Source organism: Bacteroides sp. M10 (genome assembly GCF_014334015.1).
Classification (GTDB): Bacteria; Bacteroidota; Bacteroidia; order Bacteroidales; family Bacteroidaceae; genus Bacteroides; species Bacteroides intestinigallinarum.
Map to the genome: position 1 here is coordinate 6,044,443 of NZ_CP060488.1, position 16,989 is coordinate 6,061,431.

Here is a 16,989-nt window from a genome sequence, read left to right on the forward strand (position 1 = left end):
TCTCAACATCATGTTCGAGACGGCTTTTCTATACATATAAAGGATTAGAAATTTAGAACTTATAGTTCACGCTCACGCCAAATACTTTATTGGTACGGCTATAAACGTCTTTATCTACTAATGATGCCATCGATTCAGGCAAACCACCACGTCGTGGATTTTCTTTGGTATAATCACTGTATGTAGTCCAAAAATAAGCAACATCAAGGCTCAATGCCTGCGTGAAATTAATACGGCCTCCGAAACCAACTGAATAAGAATCACAAGAAAAACTTGTATCTGATTGGAAAGCATCGCTCAATCCGTAGTCTGTTTTCTGATAACCTCCACTGACTGTGAACAGTTTATTGATATCCCATTCAACACCCGCCAAGTACTCGTGTGTACCATGTTTCAGTGTTTTCTGCTTACCATCCGCCATACCGGCATTCTTATCATCAAAAAAGTGATATTCTACCGAAGCTCTCAATGATGGCAAAAATTCATAACTTGCTGCTACAGAAAGCATAGAAGGAAGGTCACTCGGCGTGTTCACACCATTCGCATAAGGTGCCATAAAATCCGCAGCTGCATCCGGAAACTCACGTGTATGCGTATCATTTTCAATATTCATATTAGCCTTAAATTCGTACTTCGCTGCCAAATTCAACTTTCCGAATTTAGCATCTACACCGATAATAGGTGTCAATCCCCAACCTGTCTGGTCACAATCAAGCTCAATCTTTGTATCATCCAGTTTTTGAAGCAAAGGACCCGATTGCGCCTGCGCTGCCAGAGTTGCTTGTTCTAAACTCATATCAGGATTAGCAGCCATGATTTGTTGTACTATGGCAGCACCCAACTGTTGAGCCACACCCTCTTTCAGACTAATATTCAAATGCCCCTTATATCCACCAGTAAAATAATTCATACGTGCACCAGCAAAAACAGAGAAGTGTTCATTAATCTTATAACTTGCTCCTAACTGAAAACCATAGATGTACTGACGACCTTCCATAGCCGAATTAATATTGTACATATTAGGTTTCAACATTCCTCCACTCGCAGAATTTGCCAAACTAATAGCAGCGGCATCAAACATAGGCAAGCCTGTGTTGAAAGAAGCTTTTCCACCGCCACCCACAATGGCAAAGCTACCGGAAAACGCCCAATCACCTTTTTTATATACAGCATGTATGGAAGGAATAACGGGAGCAGAAGCCGTCCCTTCATAATTACGCACAGTAGTCTGTCCGTCCATAGTCCATAAAGGACTTGTTGCAGCAATATCACGGGTCTGATATGCACTTTGAATAGTAAGTGCTACTTGAAGACCATCTTTGGGAAGAAATGCCAGTCCGGCAGGATTACTATAAACTCCATCAACATCGATGGAAGCGCCGCGGGCTATCATGCGTAAGAAAGCAGCATTCTGATTCGTATTGGTTAGATAATCTCCGGCAAAAGTTGGAATTGAAACGATCAACATTGCAAGACCAATCAACGAAATTTTTCTCATCTAAATCTTTTTTAAAATTATTTCGGCGCAAAGATATAATAATATTGCACAGGGAGCACACATTTGTGCATTTATTTTCATTTATCCGCCATTTTAATTGAAAAATCAAACTGTTTCTAATGAAACAATCTGTTTTTCGAATGATGGATTGATTAAACAAATTCACCTGCTCCAACGTTTAATATTATATAATTCATAGAATAATATTATGGCCTATACAATTGCATTTTTCGGCACAAAGCCTTATGATGAGTCCTCTTTCAATGACAAAAACAAAGAGTTCGGGTTTGAGATACGCTACTACAAAGGGCATCTGAATAAGAACAACGTACTACTGACACAAGGAGTGGATGCTGTCTGTATCTTTGTGAACGACGTTGCCGACGCAGAAGTAATCCGTGTGATGGCAGCCAACGGAGTAAAACTATTGGCACTACGCTGTGCCGGATTTAATAATGTAGATTTAGATGCTGCCGCCGCTGCCGGAATTACCGTAGTACGGGTTCCTGCCTACTCTCCTTATGCCGTTGCAGAGTACACCGTAGCTCTTATGCTATCGCTAAACCGAAAAATTCCCCGTGCTTCCTGGCGTACCAAAGATGGTAATTTCTCCCTGCACGGTCTGATGGGATTCGATATGCACGGAAAAACTGCAGGAATCATCGGCACAGGCAAAATCGCGAAAATACTGATTCACATCTTAAAAGGCTTTGAGATGAACATATTGGCTTACGACCTCTATCCGGATCACAACTTCGCCCGTGAAGAACAAATAGTTTACACTTCATTGGACGAACTATATCACAATTCGGATATCATCTCTTTGCATTGCCCGCTCACCGAAGCGACCAAATACCTGATTAATGACTACTCTATCAGCAAAATGAAAGACGGAGTAATGATTATCAATACCGGCCGTGGACAGCTGATTCATACCAACGCACTGATCGAAGGATTGAAGAACAAAAAAATAGGTTCTGCAGGACTGGATGTATATGAGGAAGAAAGTGAATACTTCTACGAAGATCAATCCGACCGTATTATCGACGATGATGTACTCGCCCGCTTACTTTCATTCAACAATGTGATCGTCACTTCTCATCAAGCTTTTTTCACACACGAAGCGATGGAGAATATTGCTGCGACCACCCTGCAAAACATAAAAGATTTTATCAATCATAAGCCTTTGCTAAATGAAGTGAAGAAATAAAACTTTTAAGCTCCTTTCTTTGTTTACAAAACATATAAACAAATAAGAGAAAGGACAGATTTTATGAAAAAAGTAATACATAAAGCAGATACAAGAGGACATTCCCAGTATGATTGGTTGGATAGTTACCATACTTTTAGTTTTGACGAATACTTCGACTCCAATCGTATCAACTTCGGTGCCCTTCGCGTATTGAATGATGACAAAGTTGCACCCGGAGAAGGTTTTCAGACTCACCCGCATAAGAATATGGAAATCATCTCCATCCCTCTGAAAGGACATCTGCAACATGGAGACAGCAAGAAGAACAGCCGCATCATTACTGTTGGAGAAATTCAGACAATGAGTGCCGGAACGGGAATCTTCCACAGTGAAGTGAATGCAAGCCCTGTAGAACCGGTAGAATTCCTGCAAATCTGGATTATGCCGAGAGAACGGAACACCCGTCCCGTTTATCAGGATTTCAGTATCACAGAGTTGGAACGTCCGAATGAACTGGCAGTCATCGTATCTCCCGACGGCAGTACACCTGCCTCCCTTTTGCAAGACACCTGGTTCTCAATCGGTAAAGTAGAAGCCGGAAAGAAACTGGGTTATCACATGCATCAAAGTCATGCAGGCGTCTATATTTTCCTCATTGAAGGAGAAATTGTAGTAGACGGCGAAGTGTTGAAACGCCGCGATGGTATGGGTGTTTACGATACCAACAGTTTCGAACTGGAGACATTGAAAGATTCACATATTCTATTAATAGAAGTACCTATGTGATTCCATCATTAGAAATTAAGAACTAAAAACTGCCAGATAATCTTATGGCGAAATTAAACATAGCAGATATCCGACAGGAATATACGAAAGGCGGGTTGCGGGAAAATGAACTTCCCGGCGACCCGCTTTCGCTTTTCAGTCGTTGGCTACAAGAAGCAATTGACGCAGAGGTGGATGAACCAACTGCTGTCATTGTAGGAACTGTATCCCCTGAAGGAAGACCGTCCACGCGTACCGTATTATTAAAAGGGCTCCATGATGGAAAATTTGTCTTCTATACCAATTATGAAAGCCGTAAAGGCAGGCAATTGGCACAAAATCCGTATATCTCCCTCTCTTTTGTGTGGCACGCACTCGAAAGACAAATACATATAGAGGGAATAGCGACGAAAGTTCCTCCGGAAGAATCGGATGAATATTTCCGGAAACGTCCTTATAAAAGTCGGGTCGGTGCACGAATTTCTCCTCAAAGTCAACCTATAACAAGCCGAATGCAATTAATACGGTCTTTTGTCAGGGAGGCAGCCCGGTGGATCGGAAAAGAAGTGGAGAGGCCCGATAATTGGGGCGGATATGCCGTTACCCCTACAAGGATTGAATTCTGGCAAGGACGCCCCAACCGTCTGCACGACCGTTTTCTATATACCCTGCAACCGGACGGGGAATGGAAAATCAGTCGTCTTGCTCCTTGATTTCGTCGATTTTTCTTGGCAACTCCAACTAGAATACGTAATATTGCAACTATAAAATAGTCAGCTTATGACACTGGATTATATTTATCACAGCGGTTTCGCCATCGAAATGGAAGGTGTAACCGTTATCATCGATTACTACAAAGATTCTTCCGAAACGGAACATAACCGGGGAATCGTACATGATTATCTCCTGCAAAGGCCGGGTAAACTATACGTATTGGCCACCCATTTCCATCCCGACCACTTTAACCGTGAGATATTGACCTGGAAAGAACAACGCCCTGACATTCAATATATTTTCTCCAAAGATATCTTGAAGTCCCACCGTGCCAAAGTCGAAGATGCTTTCTATATTAAAAAAGGAGAAACATACGAAGACGAGACAATTCGTATCAATGCTTTCGGCTCAACGGATGTCGGCAGTTCGTTCCTGCTTCACCTGCAAGATTGGAGTATCTTCCATGCCGGTGACTTGAACAACTGGCATTGGAGTGAGGAATCTACTGAAGAAGAGATCCGAAAAGCCAATGGTGATTTCCTTGCAGAAGTTAAATATTTAAAAGAAAAAGCGCCAAACATCGATTTAGTACTATTCCCGGTGGATCGGAGAATGGGAAAAGATTACATGAAAGGGGCAAAACAGTTCATCGAACAAATAAAAACTACTATATTTGTGCCCATGCACTTCAGTGAAGATTATGAGGGGGGAAATGCGCTTCGTAGTTTTGCTGAAAATGCCGGATGCCGTTTTATCAGCATCACCCATCGGGGCGAAAGTTTTGAGATTACCAAATAAACACATGATAATTATGAATAAATTTACGATTCTGTTTCTTACCCTGTTCCTTGCATTGCCGATGGCAATGAAGGCAGATTCTGCAAAAGAGAAGAAAGATGACACCAGGTACCTTGTAGGAGCTGTTCCTGAAGTAGATGGTAAAGTAGTATTTTCCAAAGAGTTCCAGATTCCCGGAATGAGTCAGGCACAAATCTACGACACAATGACAAAGTGGATGGACGAACGTCTGAAAGAAAATAAAAATATTGATAGCCGCATTGTTTTCTCTGACGAAGCAAAGGGGACAATTGCCGGTGTTGGAGAAGAATGGATTGTTTTCAGTTCAAGCGCCCTCTCATTAGACCGTACACTGGTCAACTACCAGATTACCGTTACCTGTAAACCCGGCAACTGTCTGGTAGAGCTTGAGAAAATCCGTTTCACTTATCGCGAAACAGAGAAATACAAAGCGGAAGAATGGATTACTGATAAATATGCGCTCAATAAAACAAAGACCAAATTAGTGCGCGGCCTGGCTAAATGGCGTAGAAAAACTGTGGACTTCGCAGATGATATGTTTATGGATGTAGCAGTAGCTTTCGGAGCACCTGATACTCGTCCGAAGACAGAGAAAAAGAAGAAAGAAGAAGAGCAACAAAAACCATCTGTTGTGGCTGCTGCCGGTCCGATCGTTATCGGTCAGGGAGGTAAAGTTACCACTACCGAATCTGCCCAAACCACCATTCCTGCGGCTACTTTGACTCCTGCCACTCCGGCTACCAAAGTTGCATCCGACGCATCCGGTTATACAAAAATTGATTTGAAACAAATTCCGGGCGAAGTATATGCCTTAATGGGAAGTGGTAAATTAGTAATCAGTATTGGAAAAGATGAGTTCAACATGACCAATATGACTGCAAATGCAGGTGGTGCATTGGGGTATCAATCAGGAAAAGCTGTTGCATATTGCACACTTTCACCCGACCAACCTTATGATGCTATAGAAAAGGCAGACAGCTATACACTGAAATTGTATGCCCCGAACCAAACAACTCCTTCAGCTGTTATCGAATGTAAGAAAATGCCTTCACAGACAACTCCGCAAGCCGGACAACCCCGTACCTATGTTGGAGAAATTGTGAAACTCTTAATGAAAAAATAAGGAAAATTGCAACAATGGAAATAAAAAGTAAATTTGACCATTTTAATATCAACGTTACAAACTTGGAGCGGAGTATCGCTTTTTATGAGAAAGCACTCGGCTTAAAAGAACATCATCGGAAAGAAGCATCCGACGGTTCATTCACACTGGTTTACCTGACAGATAATGAAACGGGATTCCTATTGGAATTGACATGGCTCAAAGATCATACTGCTCCATACGAACTGGGGGAAAACGAAAGTCACCTCTGTTTTCGTGTAGCCGGTGATTACGATGCAATCAGGGCCTATCACAAAGAAATGAATTGTGTATGTTTTGAGAATACTGCCATGGGGCTTTATTTTATTAACGACCCGGATGATTACTGGATTGAAATACTTCCACAGAAGTGATTTTATATAAAAAGGTGGGGCAGGATAATTATCCTGCCCCACCTTTTTATATATAGAACGCTGTTTCTAAAAAACAAAGGATAGCCCTAAAATTGCCGACATTATAAAAAAACTACCAAGAACAAAATGGCTAATAAACAGCCTCATTATTTGCATGCTTGGCAACACAAACATATCATCTTTCTTATTTTTATCATACAATATGACAACCTTATCACCTACATGATACTGTTTTGGATAAAGATAAACATGACTTTCCCCTTCACTCTTTGGAGCAGAAGGAAGAAATTGGCAACATACCTCTTTTTCTCCCTCCAATTTATATTTTATTTTTGGTATACATACATCAGTAATATTCACACCATCAGACTTTAGTATCTCTATATCCACTACCTTCCCATATGTTTTCTTGCTATACGCTTTTATTATCTTGCAATGAATTATCCACAAGATTCCCATTTGCAGAACAAGAAAAGCACCTCGCAATAGAAGTATAACAGCGACTATACAAACTATTATATTTATAAACATATTTTTATTTTTTATGTCGACTAGCTCTTTTCTTCCGGATATCTGCTTTCATCTTCGCTGCACCCGAACCATGCTGACCACGAATATACGTCGCTTTTTTCGCTTTCGTTTTCACCTTTTCCTCTTCTTTGGGCTTATCTTTCTTACCTTTAAAAACGATGCCACCCATGATTGCTTCTTCTATACTCATATAATCATTTATTAGTATTCAATATTTCCGATGGCAAAGATAACCCTTTTCTGCGGATTTATTTATCTTTGCAAAGTTAACAATCGTAACCACCAATGGCAACAACAATTCTTTCTGCAGAAAAGGACCCGATGGGAGCCGCTATTTCTGACTATTTCAACCATCACAGAGCTGATCGTTTGCGGGTATTTTCTTCTCAATTCGAAGAAGATGAAATTCCCGTCAAAGAACTGTTTCGTAATATACAGTCTATGCCTATACTAGAGCGTACCGCCCTGCAAATGGCTACCGGACGGATTTTGGATGTAGGTGCCGGAAGTGGTTGCCATGCGCTGGCACTTCAGGAAATGGGAAAAAACGTATGCGCCATTGACATTTCTCCCTTATCTGTCGAAGTAATGAAACAACGCGGAGTGAACGATCCCCGCCTCATCAACCTTTTTGATGAAACATTTTCCGAAACATTCGATACGATCCTAATGCTCATGAATGGTTCCGGAATTATCGGACGGCTGAATAATATGCCCGTTTTTTTCCAACGGATGAAACGTATTCTCCGCCCTGGTGGATGCATACTTATGGATTCCAGTGATTTGCGTTATCTTTTTGAAGAGGAAGACGGTAGCATAGTCATCGACCTTGCCGGAGATTATTACGGAGAGATTGACTTCCAAATGCAGTATAAAGATGTAGAAGGAGACACATTCGACTGGTTATATGTAGATTTCCAGACTCTTAGCTTATATGCTTCCGAATGTGGTTTTAAGGCAGAATTGATAAAAGAAGGAAAGCATTACGATTATCTGGTCAAACTTAGCATTGCTTGAAAATACATCATCATATAGTGACGGTATGCACTCCGGATAGCGTCACTATATAACCAAAATAGTAACGCCATCACATCAGGATAGCGTTACTATTTTTATATACTCATACCTGTTCCGTTAGAAACATCTGATGAGGGTTTTCTTTTATTTTAGCATTTCATTAATTGCCTGCACAAGAGAAGCAAACTCTTCCTCATTATATAAACGAGTCAGCTTTACAATTTTCCCTTCCTTATCAATCAACACGTTTCTCGTTATTCCGGATTCACGTAATGCATATTTCGCAAAAATATCAGCTCCCGGATCCAGTCCTAACGGATAAGTGACTCCGGTAGATTTAGCAAAAGCCAGTACTTTGTCAAGCGGTTCGTCACGGTCAATACCAATCAGAGCAAAGTCTGCATTATTTTTATGCTTCAACCAAATATCCTTCTCGATAAACGGCATTTCTTTACGGCAAACTCCACACCAGCTTGCAGTGAACTGCAACATGACAACTTTACCACGAAGGGAAGATAAACTCACTTGTTTCCCATCTGTCAAGGTAATTGTGAAATCCGGAGCCATCTCTCCTACCCGGACAATATATCCTGTACTATCTGCCTGAACAGATTTTGCATCCGCAGTTACTTCTACACTATCTGTTGCAACTTCAACATTCGCCGTTCCTTTCTTCTGTCCGGAACAAGCCCATATACCTATGGCTAAAAGCGCCACACTACATACATTCATAATTTTCATTTTCATCTAATCATTGGTAACTTTGCAAATATAAAAAAAGTATGTGATGTATTTGCATTTTTAAAAGAAATTCATACCTTTGCACCCGCAAAAGAAAAACGCCTCTTTAGCTCAGTTGGCCAGAGCACGTGATTTGTAATCTCGGGGTCGTTGGTTCGAATCCGACAAGAGGCTCTCCAGAATAAATGCTGTTTATCACATCAGATAAGCAGCATTTTTTATTAATATCTTCTTTAAGATTTTTGCTTACAAAATACTACCATACCCACAGCCAACAAAATTAAAAGAACTCCAATAGCACTATTCAGGGTAAACAGTTCTTTAAAAACAAAGACACCGATCACAACGGCTGTCAGTGGTTCCATCGCACCTAAAATAGAAGTCAGTGTAGGTCCCGCATACTTAATTGCCCGTACCAAAGTTATATTGGAAATAGCCGTAGCCGGCAATGCAAGTCCTAAAATAATCAGCCATATATAACCGTCTGTCACCAGATGAAGCCCGGAAGTTGCCATAGCTCCTATCAGATAGAGAACAGCTCCCATCCCCATAACATAACACGTCAGTACAGTGGAATTGATTTGAGCGGCTCGTGTTGTTCGAACCCCAATGATGTATCCTCCGTAAGAAAAGACAGAAATGCAAGCCGCCACCAATCCTACTATTGTATGACCACTTTTCGCCTCCAACTCTCCCGATGACAGTAAAGCCGCACCAAACAAAGACATTAAAACAGCAAGCATCACCAAAAGAGATTTCTTTTCGTGAAAGAAAAACATCATTGCCAATGATACGGCCAACGGATACATAAAATGAATAGTCGATGCTACGCCCGTGGCTATATTCTGATAAGCAATGAGCAAACTGAATGAGGTGGTTGCCCGCAACAAACTTAATAAGAAAACGACTAACAAATCTTTCTTTGCCAGCCGGAAATTACATCCCGAACACCATCCAAACAGTGTCAATACAATAGCCGCCACTCCCCAACGATAAGAAAGTACCTCGAAAGCCGAAAAACCGGCTAACAACAGAGTTATAGAAAAAAACGGAGCCAGCCCAAAAGTGGAGGAGGATACCGCCGCATAAAGTATACCTTTAATACGATTCATCGATATATTCAACTAATTCCAGATATTCACAATGCAAAGATTATAAATATTTCTTTAATGCCACCATTAATTTCATTTTTTCAATCGGCTTAACCAGATATTCATTACAGCCAGCCTTTATTGCAGCAATCCGGTCAGAATCGAAAGCATGGGCGGTAAGTGCGACGATAGGCAAGCTAGCATTAAACTTACGTATTTCAGCTGTAGCCTTCAAACCATCCAGTACTGGCATTTTCATATCCATCAACAACAAATCGACATGTTGGCTACGCGCTATTTCCACTGCCTTTTGCCCATTCTCTGCATGCAGTAAATCATAATGATCCTTTAGGATAGTAGACACCAGCTGATAATTACTTTGTATATCTTCAGCTATGAGAATTGTTTTCCGACCGGCACTCTTCTCCATCACTTCGTCATTCGCACCAAACTCTTCTCCGGAGATATTCTCTTCTTTCTTCTCTTCTACCATAGAAAGTGTATCGACTTCACAAGGTAAAAATGCCCAAAACAGCGATCCTTCATTGTGTACCGATTCAAAGCCGACTTTACCTCCCATAGCTTCTGCAATTGCCTTGCAAATGGAAAGTCCAAGTCCGGTACCTTGGGCAAACTCATCAAGTTTCTCAAAACGCTGGAATACTTTTCCTTTTTTATCATCAGCTATACCAATGCCGGTATCTTTCACATAAAAATAGACGCCTCCATCCTTACATGCATATCCCATTTTAATAGAACCTTTTGAAGTATATTTGATAGCATTAGTGACATAATTCGTTATAATTTGTGTCACGCGATTACGGTCCAGAGTTACCCGGCAACAGTGATAAGGATTGATTTCAGTTAACACGATATCCGGATTCTTCAGGCGCTGCTTCATGGAAGTAAACATGTTTTCAAAATGTTCGGATAAGTCGAACGGTTCGTATTTCAGTTCTACCGAACCGGCTTCCAGCTTGGATAAATCAAGTATATCATTTATCAGTTTTAGCAATAACTCATTATTACTATTAATAATCTGGATATAGTCCGCCTTTTCTTCTTCTCCGGCATAAGCCATCAACTCCGAAAAACCTACAATAGCATTCAAGGGAGTACGGATTTCATGACTCATATTCGCCAAGAACGCAGATTTCAATTTATCAGACTGCTCTGCCTGATGTTTGGCTTCCTGCAATTCCTTAATCATTTTTTCACGCTCCGTTACATCATCCACGCGAATTACAACACCATCCACAAATCCATCTTCAAGAACTACGGGAGTGGCAAACACTTCAACGGTATGTGCACTGTCCAACGAAAACTTCATCTGTTCCGTCTGTAATGAAACAAAAGCACGTTGCATCACACAATTTTCACAGGGAGAAGTACGATTATATGTACTTTTATAGCAAAGTTTACCTTTTTTGTAGGCTTCAAAAGAAAGACTTTTTGAACATAACGAAATATTTTCCCATTGAACCATATATTCCTTCGTGATGTAGGCCAACCCTGAATTCGTATTGTTAAGAACCAGTTCATTCTGTCGTACCAAAGCGTCCTGTATTTCTTTATTCTTTAGTAAGGTCAATTCAGTCTGCTTATAGGAATCGATATTTTGCGTCATACCGAACAGATACTTATAAGGAGCATCGTTCAAAGTTGTGGTTTCAACAAGGCCACGCGTTTCCCACCATTGATACACGCCATCTCCTTTAAAGTCAATGCGATATTCCACATCCCATACACCGCTTCCTAGTTCTACCGCCTTTTGCAAAGTTTCAGCAAACTTTTGTCGGTCATCAGGATGTACGAGAGTCAGATATTTCTCGACCGAATTAATTTCTGATGCCTTTTTCCCATTTTTATCAAAACCTTCACCGAAACTCACCCTGTTCTTAGCCGGCTCGAAAAACCAGGTGAAGGCATTCATCGCTTCCATAGTGACAGTTAACAGCTGTGCACGACGCTTCAGTTCATTTTGTAAAACTCTGATCCCAGCGGGTATTTAACAGAAAGCGCTTGCCATCATCTTCAATTATACTTTTGCGAACAATAGTATCATAGCTGCGTCCATCCTTCAGTATAATACGTTCCATGCCGAAATAAGGGTTCCCAGTATTGTATACCTCTAAATCTGTCTTCTGAATACGCTCTACTTCTTCTTCACTCAGCACATCATAAGTAGTTTTATCTTCGCTGGTACCAAACACGAGCTTACTCTCTTCATTGCAAAAAACATAGCGGAAATCATTCTCTACATCTTTGATATGAACAGATAACGGAAGATTATTTAATATATTATAGAAGAACTGCTGCTTTTTCTGCACCTCCGTATTATTCTTTCGGGTACCAACATATTTCAATACCTTCTTATTAGAATCAAATTCATAAGGAGCACCGCTTATCGTACAAAATTGCCAGGTTGAGCTATCCGGCAACATAACCCTGCTATCAAAAGAAAAAGAAAAGTCTTCCCCATTGCTCATTCTTTCCATTACTTCAGTAACCTGACTACGGTCATCCGGATGCAAAGTCTCCAGATATAGTGCCATACTAACTGGCTTAGACTGATCGTATCCATTCAGCGGTTCATTATCACTATAAAATAATTTGGCCACTGCATCAAATTCCCAAAACATGATGTTGGCTGCCTTCATAGCAAGCTCCGTTTTCCGGCGACTTTGACGGAGTACCTCTTCACTTTTCACCGTTTCTGTAATATCTTCAAAGATAAAAATGTAATTAACAAACTTGCCATCATTATCATAAAGAGGATTACCATTACATTTCAAATAGCAGGTCCGAGTACGCGTAGAGAAAAAGCGTTTATCGGTTCTCTGTTTATCGAAATCATACAAAAAACTCATCTGTACCGGAACACAACGACGAACTGCTTCCTTCACCACGTCAGGAACCACAGAATTTTCATTTATGTTGAGTTTATTACCAAGAAGCGTTTGCGAGTCAGCGCCAAAAATTCGGCAGAAGCTTTCATTGCATCTTACCAGAGTGCCATCGGCTGTGAAGAAACCTATTCCAACAGGAAGTGAATTAAATACAGTTAGTAATTGTTTGTGTTCCATTTCTTTATCCTTGAATAACTTAGAAATAAATATTTTATCTCCGCACTATGCAAATATATACACTTTTACGATTATAATATGATTTTATAGCGAAAATATTATTGCCAGGTTATAACATACAATAAGGGGCTATCCACGATATTGTGAATAACCCCTATCTCAAATGACATCCCGTATATTATCATTTTAAAAAGTACATTTTAATACTCCTCAATGACTGTATTTCCAAAAATATCCTTTTTAATAATTTTCCCATGACCGTTACCATATTCAATTATTTCGTTTCCAAAAATATCTTTTTTAATGGTTGTTCTATTCCCCTTATCATCCTCGATAATAGTATTCCCAAAGATATCTTTTGTAATCGTCTTTCTATTCCCTTTGTCATCGCGAATAATAGTATTTCCCAGAATATCTTTCTCTATAGTTTTTCTATTACCCTTATCGTCCCGGATAATGGTATTTCCTAGAATATCTTCTTCAATAGTCTTTCTATTGCCTTTATCATCACGAATAATGGTATTTCCTAGAATATCCTTTTCAATAGTCGTTCTATTACCTTTATCATCACGAACAATGAAATTTCCTAAAATATCCTTTTCAATAGTCGTTCTATTGCCTCTATCATCACGGATAATGATGTTCCCCAAAATATCCTTTTCAATAGTCTTTCTATTGCCTTTATCATCACGAATGATGATATTCCCTAAGATATCCTTTTCAATAGTCTTTCTATTACCATTATCATCACGAATAATGATATTACCTAAAATATCCTTTTCAACAGTCTCTCTCCCTTGGTCAACTCCCGAATACTCATAATTATCTTCAACAAGATTTGCACCATAGCCCTTTATTATATAAGGAGCCAAAATAAACTGGGCAACAAACAGGATAAATAAAATCTTTTTCATGGCGTTTTTCTTTTGGTTTAGAACAAAAGTAACGCAGGAAAATCAGAATAAATAAGTGAATTCCATAATTGTCAGTAGGGAAAAACCTAAAATAAAAAGGATTAGCGCATGCAGTAACGGTATATCCATAATATACTACCTAATTGGTCCCCAGAATGGTCCCCCAAAAAAGAAATTCCTTGAAAGTACTTGACTTTCAAGGAATTCAAAGTGTTACTTGAGGTTCCTGGCGGATTCGAACCGCCGTACACGGTTTTGCAGACCGCTGACTAAGCCACTCATCCAAGGAACCATTATTTCTCGTTTGCGGTTGCAAAGGTAGTACAAATTTTGAAACTACCAACTATCCGCAGCAATTTTTCTTTGTACTTTTTTTCTTTACATCACACTCTCCGCGTTTCTTGTCCATCATATCCTTTAGTTCACAGCCACTTACACAGCTGTCACAAGGATTCTGATTTTCTCGCGTACGACGAAAAAAACGAAATATTCCATATATGACGCGGGCAATGCAGAGTACAACCAGTACTCCGACTACCCAATCTTGCCAATTATTCATACAAACAATCCTCCAATCTGATAAACAGCAAATGATACAAGCCAAGCCAATCCCGTTGTGTAACAAGCAGCAAAAAGCGCCCATTTCCAACTACCCGATTCCTGTTTTATAGCCGCTATCGCCGCAATACACGGGAAGTAAATCAATACAAACAACATATAACAGAAAGCAACCAATGGAGTAATCGGAATTCGTTCTGCCAAACTTACTGAATCAGCATCCGGATCATCTGCATATAAGACACCTAATGTACTTACTACCAATTCTTTCGCTCCCACACCGGAAAGCAAGCCAATACCTAGTTTCCAATCAAATCCCAGTGGTTTTATAACTGGCTCTATACCACGTCCCAACTGGCCGATATAGGAATTTTCCTGCTGCTCGGCAACTGTTTCATAAGCATCATGATTCGGATAATACCCCAAGAACCAGATTATAATAGAAGCAATCATAATAATTCCTCCCATCTTTTTCAAATACTGCGCTCCCTTTTCCCATGTGTGACGGAAGATCGATTTTGCTGTCGGCATCCGGTAAGGTGGAAGTTCCATCACAAATGGAGTATCATCACCCTTCACCAGAAACTTGCTAAACAAGCGAGCCATTACCACAGCCAGTACAATACCAATCACATAAATACTTAACAACACCAGACTTGCATTATCCGGGAAGAAAGCACCCACCAACAATAAATAAATTGGCAGACGCGCACTGCAAGACATCAAAGGATTTACCAACATTGTAATAAGACGGCTCTTCCGGTTCTCAATAGTACGGGAAGCTATAATAGCAGGTACATTGCATCCAAATCCCATAATCAAAGGAATGAATGATTTTCCGTGCAATCCCATTTTATGCATGATTTTATCCATGATAAAAGCCGCACGAGCCATATAACCCGAATCTTCCATAAGAGAAATGCAGAAATACAAAATCAAGATATTCGGCAAAAAGACAATAACCGCTCCTACCCCACCAATAATTCCATCAATCAGCAAATCTTTAAATGGACCTTCCGTCATATTATTGCGCAACAAGTCACCAATCTGCTCAACAAGCCATTCAATCCCCATCATCGGATATTCTCCAATGACAAACGTACCTTCAAACATCAGATACATAAAAAGGAAGAAAATAGGAAATCCCCAGACACGGTGAGTTACGATCGAATCCAGCACTTTTGTTGTCTGCGCCTGCTCCAAGTGATTATCTGTAAATGTCTCTTTCAGTGCACCACTGATAAATCCATATTTAGCATCCGTAATAGCCGATTCACAATCCTCATTCATTGTATCCTGAACACGCTTCGACATCTTGTCACGGACATGGAATATCTCATCCGCATTTGGCAATGTGCGCACAATGCGCTCAATGTCAGGATCATTCTCCAACAATTTAATGGAGAGGAAACGGGTAGAATATTTATGACGGATAAATTCGTTTTTGGACACTTCACTTTTTACAGCTTCAATCGCTTTTTCGATATCAGGACCATGATTGATATGAATATGCCGGAAGACACGCCCCGTCTTTTTATGTTCACGTACATAATCTTCCAAATGCTCTTCCTCGTGGTTCTTACGATCTTCCAGAGAATCATGCCATTCGGTCAAATCCTTAAGAACTTCCGGATTCATATTTCCCTGTTTATCGAAGAAGTCTACTCCTTCATACAGATTGATAACAACATGAAACAAGGTATCCAATCCACGATTTTTCTTACTGACAGTAGGCAACATCGGCACCCCGAACAACTTACTCAACAGATGATAATCCAATGTATTTCCACTGGCTTCCAACTCATCATAAATATTCAGAGCTACCACCATGCGGACATTCATATCTATCAATTGAGTAGTCAGATATAAGTTTCGCTCCAGATTAGAGGAATCGACTACATTAATAATCACGTCCGGAGTTTCATCGATAATATGACGACGCACATAGATTTCTTCCGGCGTATAAGCAGACAAAGAATAAGTTCCCGGCAAATCGACAATACGGAAATGATAGCCTTCGAAATCAAAATAACCTTCTTTGGCATCCACGGTTACGCCGCTGTAGTTTCCAACATGCTCATGAGCACCGGATGCAAGATTAAATAAAGAAGTCTTGCCACTGTTCGGGTTTCCGACCAAAGCAACATTGATAGTACGGCGTTTACCTAACGCCAACCGTTTCATATCTTCTTCTTTTACTGAAAGGTCTTCAGGCAATCCTTCATGATAAACGGTCTTCTCGGCCAGTTTCTTTGCTTCCTCTTCGCTGATAACTTCGATCATTTCAGCTTCCTGACGACGAAGAGAAATTTCATAACCTAAAACTTTATATTTTATGGGATCTTTTAGCGGAGCATTCAACAGCACTTCAACCGTTTTACCTTTAATGAAGCCCATCTCCACAATACGTTTACGAAAACCACCGTGCCCCAATACCTTTACAATAACACCTTTTTCTCCTGTTTTTAATTCGGACAAACGCATAACTCTCAAAATTTTTGGCAAAGATAATTCATAACTTCGGAGCATGCAAATTATTTAGAATGTT

17 protein-coding genes and 2 tRNA genes are annotated in these 16,989 nt (G+C 40.2%); 8 read left to right on the forward strand and 11 right to left on the reverse strand.

Annotated features, from left to right (window positions below):
- Window positions 1-52 precede the first annotated feature (52 nt).
- Window positions 53-1,498 carry an OmpP1/FadL family transporter gene (locus H8796_RS22575; protein WP_117934016.1) on the reverse strand — a complete coding sequence of 482 codons (1,446 nt, stop codon included), beginning with the start codon at window positions 1,496-1,498 and terminating at the stop codon, window positions 53-55.
- A gap of 208 nt (window positions 1,499-1,706) precedes the next feature.
- Here H8796_RS22575 and H8796_RS22580 point away from each other — a divergent pair, with 208 nt between their 5' ends.
- The 6 genes from H8796_RS22580 to H8796_RS22605 all read left to right on the forward strand — a co-directional run bounded on the left by H8796_RS22580 (window position 1,707) and on the right by H8796_RS22605 (window position 6,503).
- A complete protein-coding gene (locus H8796_RS22580; RefSeq protein ID WP_117934018.1) occupies window positions 1,707-2,708 on the forward strand; it encodes a 2-hydroxyacid dehydrogenase in 1,002 nt (333 codons plus the stop codon).
- Window positions 2,709-2,771: 63 nt separating this feature from the next.
- Window positions 2,772-3,476 carry a pirin family protein gene (locus tag H8796_RS22585; RefSeq protein WP_004300773.1) on the forward strand — a complete coding sequence of 235 codons (705 nt, stop codon included), beginning with the start codon at window positions 2,772-2,774 and terminating at the stop codon, window positions 3,474-3,476.
- A 44-nt stretch (window positions 3,477-3,520) separates the two neighbouring features.
- Complete coding sequence (gene pdxH / locus H8796_RS22590) at window positions 3,521-4,168, forward strand: pyridoxamine 5'-phosphate oxidase (protein ID WP_117934020.1); 648 nt, start codon at window positions 3,521-3,523, stop codon at window positions 4,166-4,168.
- A 67-nt stretch (window positions 4,169-4,235) separates the two neighbouring features.
- On the forward strand, window positions 4,236-4,967 hold the full coding sequence (locus tag H8796_RS22595; RefSeq protein ID WP_117934022.1) for an MBL fold metallo-hydrolase: 732 nt from the start codon (window positions 4,236-4,238) through the stop codon (window positions 4,965-4,967).
- A gap of 13 nt (window positions 4,968-4,980) precedes the next feature.
- On the forward strand, window positions 4,981-6,111 hold the full coding sequence (locus H8796_RS22600; protein ID WP_117934024.1) for a DUF4468 domain-containing protein: 1,131 nt from the start codon (window positions 4,981-4,983) through the stop codon (window positions 6,109-6,111).
- A gap of 14 nt (window positions 6,112-6,125) precedes the next feature.
- Entirely contained in the window at window positions 6,126-6,503 is a 378-nt protein-coding gene (locus tag H8796_RS22605) for a VOC family protein (protein ID WP_004304308.1), read from the forward strand.
- A gap of 66 nt (window positions 6,504-6,569) precedes the next feature.
- Here the strand turns inward: H8796_RS22605 and H8796_RS22610 are convergent, their stop codons facing one another.
- Window positions 6,570-7,034, reverse strand: a complete 465-nt coding sequence (locus H8796_RS22610) for a DUF3592 domain-containing protein (protein WP_117934026.1) — start codon at window positions 7,032-7,034, stop codon at window positions 6,570-6,572.
- A gap of 4 nt (window positions 7,035-7,038) precedes the next feature.
- Window positions 7,039-7,224, reverse strand: coding sequence for a hypothetical protein (locus tag H8796_RS22615; protein WP_004300779.1), 186 nt, complete (start codon window positions 7,222-7,224; stop codon window positions 7,039-7,041).
- Between the two features lie 95 nt (window positions 7,225-7,319).
- Here H8796_RS22615 and H8796_RS22620 point away from each other — a divergent pair, with 95 nt between their 5' ends.
- On the forward strand, window positions 7,320-8,051 hold the full coding sequence (locus H8796_RS22620) for a bifunctional 2-polyprenyl-6-hydroxyphenol methylase/3-demethylubiquinol 3-O-methyltransferase UbiG (protein WP_117934028.1): 732 nt from the start codon (window positions 7,320-7,322) through the stop codon (window positions 8,049-8,051).
- Window positions 8,052-8,195: 144 nt separating this feature from the next.
- On the opposite strand, the gene H8796_RS22625 is transcribed toward H8796_RS22620, so the two are convergent.
- Complete coding sequence (locus H8796_RS22625) at window positions 8,196-8,798, reverse strand: TlpA disulfide reductase family protein (RefSeq protein WP_004300781.1); 603 nt, start codon at window positions 8,796-8,798, stop codon at window positions 8,196-8,198.
- Between the two features lie 94 nt (window positions 8,799-8,892).
- On the opposite strand from H8796_RS22625, the gene H8796_RS22630 reads away from it, so the two are divergent.
- Window positions 8,893-8,966: transfer RNA gene (locus H8796_RS22630), tRNA-Thr, on the forward strand.
- A gap of 59 nt (window positions 8,967-9,025) precedes the next feature.
- Here the strand turns inward: H8796_RS22630 and H8796_RS22635 are convergent.
- The 7 genes from H8796_RS22635 to feoB all read right to left on the reverse strand — a co-directional run bounded on the left by H8796_RS22635 (window position 9,026) and on the right by feoB (window position 16,925).
- The gene (locus H8796_RS22635) at window positions 9,026-9,904 is read right to left on the reverse strand and encodes a DMT family transporter (protein WP_117934029.1); all 879 of its coding nucleotides are present in this window, start codon (window positions 9,902-9,904) and stop codon (window positions 9,026-9,028) included.
- A 40-nt stretch (window positions 9,905-9,944) separates the two neighbouring features.
- Window positions 9,945-11,825 (reverse strand): response regulator, encoded by a 1,881-nt coding sequence (locus tag H8796_RS25685; protein WP_370449167.1) that lies wholly within the window; start codon window positions 11,823-11,825, stop codon window positions 9,945-9,947.
- Between the two features lie 34 nt (window positions 11,826-11,859).
- Entirely contained in the window at window positions 11,860-12,969 is a 1,110-nt protein-coding gene (locus H8796_RS25690) for a PAS domain-containing protein (RefSeq protein WP_370449166.1), read from the reverse strand.
- Between the two features lie 200 nt (window positions 12,970-13,169).
- Window positions 13,170-13,883, reverse strand: a complete 714-nt coding sequence (locus tag H8796_RS22645) for a hypothetical protein (RefSeq protein ID WP_117934031.1) — start codon at window positions 13,881-13,883, stop codon at window positions 13,170-13,172.
- A gap of 220 nt (window positions 13,884-14,103) precedes the next feature.
- Window positions 14,104-14,175: transfer RNA gene (locus H8796_RS22650), tRNA-Cys, on the reverse strand.
- Window positions 14,176-14,226: 51 nt separating this feature from the next.
- Window positions 14,227-14,442, reverse strand: a complete 216-nt coding sequence (locus H8796_RS22655; protein ID WP_004300786.1) for a hypothetical protein — start codon at window positions 14,440-14,442, stop codon at window positions 14,227-14,229.
- Entirely contained in the window at window positions 14,439-16,925 is a 2,487-nt protein-coding gene (gene feoB / locus H8796_RS22660; RefSeq protein WP_117934151.1) for a ferrous iron transport protein B, read from the reverse strand. Before feoB ends, H8796_RS22655 begins: the two co-directional genes overlap by 4 nt.
- Window positions 16,926-16,989: the final 64 nt, after the last annotated feature.